This is a genomic window from Pedobacter jejuensis (assembly GCF_003725795.1).
Classification (GTDB): Bacteria; Bacteroidota; Bacteroidia; order Sphingobacteriales; family Sphingobacteriaceae; genus Pedobacter; species Pedobacter jejuensis.
The window spans coordinates 1-4,053 of record NZ_RBEE01000035.1; the positions used below are offsets into that span (position 1 = coordinate 1).

3 protein-coding genes are annotated in these 4,053 nt (G+C 36.8%); all 3 read right to left on the minus strand.

The annotated features are described in order from the left end of the window. Positions 1 to 188: 188 nt before the first annotated feature. Positions 189 to 2,456 (minus strand): T9SS type A sorting domain-containing protein, encoded by a 2,268-nt coding sequence (locus D7004_RS14330; protein WP_123206545.1) that lies wholly within the window; start codon positions 2,454 to 2,456, stop codon positions 189 to 191. Between the two features lie 9 nt (positions 2,457 to 2,465). After that, the gene (locus D7004_RS14335) at positions 2,466 to 2,843 is read right to left on the minus strand and encodes a hypothetical protein (protein WP_123206546.1); all 378 of its coding nucleotides are present in this window, start codon (positions 2,841 to 2,843) and stop codon (positions 2,466 to 2,468) included. Between the two features lie 529 nt (positions 2,844 to 3,372). Then, the coding region (locus D7004_RS14340; RefSeq protein WP_148042811.1) for a nucleotidyl transferase AbiEii/AbiGii toxin family protein at positions 3,373 to 4,053 on the minus strand (681 nt) is incomplete at its 5' end.

Sequence of the window (4,053 nt, forward strand, 5' to 3'; positions counted from 1 at the left end):
TAAGGGGTAAGTAATTTAATTAGGGCGCCTCGTTGCGCCCTTAATTAATAGCTGTTTAGCCCGCTGGCAATAATGGGTTCAACCATTTTCCAAAAAAAGCGTAATTTCATGTCTTGAAGAGACGTCGTCTTTATTTTAAAATTGGAATCGCCCAGATAGCAGTATTTATCGGCTGACAAGGCGTTAAGTTAGTGTTGTACTATCACCTGCTTTTTGATAATCTCCTTGTCCTGAAGGATGTGTAAAAAATACGTGTCATTTGGTAAATCTGATACCTGAAGTTGGATTTCCTTGTTTATTGCAGTAGTCTTTGCTTCTTTTAATAAAACACCATTTTTGTTAAACAACTTTACACTAAAATCCTTTTCTTCTTTTAAATCATTATTTTTAGTTTGATCGGCAGTTGCTCCAATTTTTTTATATCCGATTCTCAACTCATTACTTGCTGGATTAGGGTAAACGACTATATTGGATGTATTGCAACTGACAGCAACGAAGCCTTCTTCCCACATAGGTTCTATACACTCTGTGCCGCTCAACCAAACTTCTAAATTGTAAAAACCAAGGGGCATTTGTTCAGGCAAGTATATAATCCCTGTTTGAGTGGTTGTGATAATCTTGCTCTGAAAAAAAATACCGTTAATATTTTGAATATAATAATTTAGCTCGACCGGGAAGGCTGGTATCTGTCCAATATCATATTTAAAGAGATTATTATAGTCACTATATAGGTTAGGTTCGCCACATAATAAAATCGTCCCATCACCAAGAGTTCCACCACAACCATCCTCGCAATAAAGTTCTGTAACTCTTACGCTATAAGGAACGCCCATACGAATTTGAAAGCTTTCCAAGACGTAAGAACCACAATTTGTTGTGACGGTAGCCTTTAATACCGATATCCCATCATTAGTCTTGTTCAGAGTGACCTGATTTCCCACGATATTAGTAAGTGTACCACCCGCTCCCTCAATGCTCCAAGTGAAAGTTGCTCCATTAGGCAGGTTGGTGATGCTAAAAGTTCCCTCTTGGCAAACATACTTCGGCCCTGAGATATTGCCTGGGTAAACGGTATTCAGGGAATTAGTTCCAGTGTTGGATGGGTCTAACCAGTTGCTCAGTCTTGTTGCATTTGTTCCACCACCATTCCATGACAGATCAAATCTCCCATAATATTTGGTTATTGGAGCGCAGCCATTTTCACCGCCATGGAGTTGACCGACAATCTTATGGTCTTGATCAAAAAGGGGCGCCCCTGATGAACCTCCCTCTGAGGTTCCGTTATCCAAACCCACAACCCAGTGGGAGTTAACAGGAGAAGTAGTCCCTCCAAACCAGTTTATTACACTGCTGTTCGTTATTAATGAGTTGTTATCAAAAGAGATTTTCTTTACATCCCCAGCAGGATGGTGTATAGTAGTTGCTGAAGATGGTGCGGTTGCTGATTTCGTCCATCCTGCGAAGGAAATACAACCAACGACGGCAGGATTGTTGTATAATTCCAAAAGTGTCATATCAGTAGCTTGGTGGGCAGACCTTAAATCTGCTCCACTGAATGTGACAAAATCAGTTCCATCCGTTCCATTACAGGTAGGACTTTCGTATCTGAACCTGAATAACCAATTGTTTACAGCAGATTGTTCGGTATTAGATAAATTAGCATCTGAATTTCCGTCCAGACAATGAAATGCGGTAAGGAAATACGGTTTGTAGTCATTAGGAACGCTATTGATCAACGCCCCAGTACATAATCTTGTACCATTAGCTAAAAGTATCATGGCTACTGAGTTAGCGTCATCTCTCCACGTTGAACCCACTGGACAAGCAATATCATTATTACACGCTAAGGCGTCACCGAAAACGTTCGGTGTAAAAGTATTTCTATATCCATGGATAATTCTAGATATATGTACACTATTCTCAGCTACATCGCCAGTTGTAACTAATTCAATTATAATCTTGTCCCCTTTGATTAAATCTGTCCATAGCACCCCGTTTTTTTGGATATCTTTTGAAGTTATTGGCCCATAAGCAAAAGTGTTATCGTCATTATATATATTGATAAAAGCGCTATTTCCCAATCTTAATTTATCGAAAATCAAATTTATGCTGAAGGCTTTTGGAGAAGAAACTGACAAGTAACAAAAGCTTGAATCTCCAATTTTTCTTTTTTCACTGGCCTCTATAAAATCAATGTCTGCAGAGACGTCTTTACCAAATCTGAATGGATAACCATTTATTTTCTCAATGGAATCCTGTTTTGATAATGCTCTAATTTCTTCATCACTTATGGAAAATCTCCTTTCGACGTTTATCCCTTTAAGCTTTGGGTAAAATACTTTTTCTTTACTATTTCTGGAAGCAATCTGTGCCGAAACAACAGATATCGATGTCACCATTAAGGTAACGATACACATTATTGAAATTAGGTGTTTGTTGAGAGAGGCGTTATACATAAGTTTTAATTATTTACATTCGAAAAATTCTTTTATAGATATCTTATTGCTGGGAAGTCCTCCAATGTCGCAAAGGTTTCCTCCCTCAAATTGAGTGACTACCTCAAATTTAATTGATAAAGGTTGACCTTGTTTATTTTTGTCGGTCGGAAGTGTGTTGGTTAGTACGCAATTAGGATAGGCGGGTCCGTTAGTGACAGAAGGATCGGTCCAGCTACTCCCAATATCATTTCTTTTTAGCAGCTGTATTACAATGCCACCACAGGTTGACCTAATTACTTTTGCATTATTACATAATGATTGATCAATATCATTTTCGTCTTTCTTACATTGAGCACCTAACAGAAGAAGACTGCATATTAAAAGTGAAAAACATTTTATTTTCATAATGATTTATTTTTAATAAAAATATTTAAAAAAAATTAACAAATAAAACCTAATGTATTAATTATTTGTTAATTAACTTTTTTTTTAAGGTTTTTCTACTTACCTAGATATTAGTTAAAGATTACTGTAGTTCTAAGCCTTAATCCCATTTTTTTTGTTTGAATATTACTTTCCAAATAATCTGGTTTTACGACAAAGAAATTATCCCCTGCACCAATTTGCTATCATTTTTAAGCATAAAATGTGTAGCAGGTTTCAGTAAAAATGGGACATAAACCGAATCAAATTTACTTCTGTTAGCCACTTTAAAATCCCCCCCTTTGGCGGGTTATTTGAACATTTTGAAATTAGATTCGTCAAGGGAGATATCTTTGTACCCTTAACAACACCCAGTTAAACCGATGGTACTAAAGGGATAAGCTATTTTCTAAAATCATAAATTACTGTCCTTTCCATTGAGTTTCTTAATCAAGTTTTGAGCAAAAAAAACCATTTATCATTAATTCTTGAGAAATGAAGCCAATTAAACTCACCTGCTAATTCCATGATCTTTACCCATGTCATCTTCTTTATTATGCTTTAGCTTCAACCCTGAATAGATGTTTCGCTCATTTTCCGCTTCAGTGCCGAATTGGCTTGATGTATTTATCAACTTATCCGCTACTTTCTGCCATTGAAGTTTTCCATCGATAAGGTCTATTGGAATTTCCATATTGATTTGATGGTGATAGGCTACAGAGCGGTTGGCCATATCTATGGTCACATTCGGATATTTTTGATAGTAGTGATTGAGCATTTCGGAATAGTTGAGTTTTTCGAGCAGGTAATATAAGTCGACAAAATCTTTGATACGCTCTCCGCTCCCAACAATGGCATTTAGTTTCATTGCTGCAATATCCTGCAATGATGCCATTCGGATCCCTTCGATGTTTTCGATAGGCCGTATATTTGGATAGGGATGGGTAATAAAGTCAACTTTGACTCCATCAATTAAGCCCATTAATGCACCTGTACCAATTACTTTCAAATTGGAACCGTAATTCCAAAGAAGATGATCCTGCAAGATTTTGGGAGCAAAATTCTGTATCGAAAATAAATCAATATCAATGGATATCCTGTGTCCGATTTTTAATGATAATGCGGTTCCTCCAACCAGAAAAAATTGTTCCAGCTCCGGATCGTTCATCAATTTCCGGATTAAATCCAGTGT

Coding starts and splice junctions, on each gene's coding strand:
- D7004_RS14330 (WP_123206545.1), bottom strand. CDS start 2,456: ATGTATAACGCCTCTCTCAACAAACACCTAATTTCAATAATGTGTATC.
- D7004_RS14335 (WP_123206546.1), bottom strand. CDS start 2,843: ATGAAAATAAAATGTTTTTCACTTTTAATATGCAGTCTTCTTCTGTTA.